A 1,492-nucleotide genomic window follows, 5' to 3' on the forward strand; every position below is an offset into this window, starting at 1 on the left:
CGACAGCGGCTGCCGCTGCATCTGGCGAAGAGGACATCACCGAGGGCGGCGAGAACCAAGGTGGCGGCGGTAACCAGGGCGGAGAACTTGAAGGATAAACGACATCGGGGCGCGGAAGGCTACGACGGTGCAGCGGGATCAAGACTGCGAACGCTAAAGCTGTAAGGTCTGCGAGTAACCATGCTCGGAAAATTGATAGCGGTAGCCTTGCTTGGCCCCGCGCCCTGCGTCATTGGAGAAATAAGCGGACTGAAACCTGCTTATTTCTCCATTTATTTACACATTAAGCGAAAAACGCCCGAAAATCGGGCTTATTTTATTTCAATATTCAAAATTATGGAAAGATTACAAGAAATCACCGAGAACAAGCGACTCCGCAAGGAGTTGGACGAGAAAATCCAAGAAGTGAAGAACCTGCCGCCAAGCCGTGAGCGCAGCCTTGCCATCACGAAGCTACAGGAGGCGGTCATGTGGCTGGGTATGGACTTGAAGCGTCTGAACGACACGAACCCCTACCCATCGAGCAAAGACCCATCGACGGGCGACAAGATAGAGCCTACAGCCGACGGACTGAAGTTCTAAACGAGAAAAAGTCACATCTGAAAGCCCCGATTTGTAGTTTTTCTGCATTTCGGGGCATTAAAAGCAAAATATCAAGGAACTATGAATAAGGTAGTATATAATGCTTGCTTTGGCGGTTTCAGCATATCCAAAGCAGCAATGGAATGGCTCGCAGAAAACGGGCGCGAAGAAATAAAGACTATTGCCAAGAATGAACTACAGGAAGATCCTGACAACAACTTCGGCTATCATTGCCATGTAATTCAACGCCACGACCCTGACCTCGTGCGGTGCGTTGAAACCCTTGGACATGCAGCGGACGGAGGATGTGCCAACTTGCAAGTGCGAGAACTGAAAGGCAACCGATACCGCATAGATTACTATGACGGCAACGAGGATGTGTTTGAGCCGGAAGACGAAGAATATATAACCATTGAATAGAGCCATGACCATCGACGGACTGAAAGCCATCCCGTTCCATTTCGTATGCAGCGCGGGCAGCGCATTTACATTGAAACATCGAAGCGTAAGCCAGAGCAAATCGTTTTAATTTTTGCACAGCATCTGTGCATGAGTGGTTCTCGTGAGGAAGGCCGCAAGGTTCTCCCATTCGACGCTCACGCCGTCACCGACTTTATTGAATCACACGGTAACGAGACCGCAAACATTATTAAGACTGATTCCTATGTCATCGAGAGCGACTGGAAAGAGACCTACGAAATGACAGTTGAAGTTGAAAAGTGCAATTACAAACTTTTTAGTTATTTTCTAATAGCAACCAACCTGGAGCGGGCGACCGCTCCCACCATTCAAACAATAAGTCAAACCCCTAAAAGCATAAGGAACTATGAGCAAGAAGAACAAAATCGCCATCTGCTTCGGCGACATGACAGAAGAAGGACAGAAGAGAGTGGCAACGCAAGGACTGACC

The 1,492-nt window shown here is 48.7% G+C and carries 3 protein-coding genes; all 3 read left to right on the top strand.

The window, feature by feature from the left end; all coding sequences use genetic code 11:
* Positions 1–336 precede the first annotated feature (336 nt).
* Complete coding sequence (locus tag Q0628_RS12590; RefSeq protein ID WP_298771489.1) at positions 337–582, top strand: hypothetical protein; 246 nt, start codon at positions 337–339, stop codon at positions 580–582.
* Positions 583–663: 81 nt separating this feature from the next.
* Positions 664–1,002 carry a hypothetical protein gene (locus Q0628_RS12595; protein ID WP_298771491.1) on the top strand — a complete coding sequence of 113 codons (339 nt, stop codon included), beginning with the start codon at positions 664–666 and terminating at the stop codon, positions 1,000–1,002.
* 45 nt (positions 1,003–1,047) lie between these two features.
* Positions 1,048–1,492, top strand: a 445-nt coding sequence (locus Q0628_RS12600; RefSeq protein ID WP_298771493.1) for a hypothetical protein, incomplete at its 3' end; no start/stop codon positions are given.

It is taken from the genome of uncultured Fibrobacter sp. (assembly GCF_937877005.1).
Classification (GTDB): Bacteria; Fibrobacterota; Fibrobacteria; order Fibrobacterales; family Fibrobacteraceae; genus Fibrobacter.

Excerpts from the sequence above, each read along its gene's own strand:
- Q0628_RS12590 (WP_298771489.1), top strand. The coding sequence starts at position 337 with ATGGAAAGATTACAAGAAATCACCGAGAACAAGCGACTCCGCAAGGAG.
- Q0628_RS12595 (WP_298771491.1), top strand. The coding sequence starts at position 664 with ATGAATAAGGTAGTATATAATGCTTGCTTTGGCGGTTTCAGCATATCC.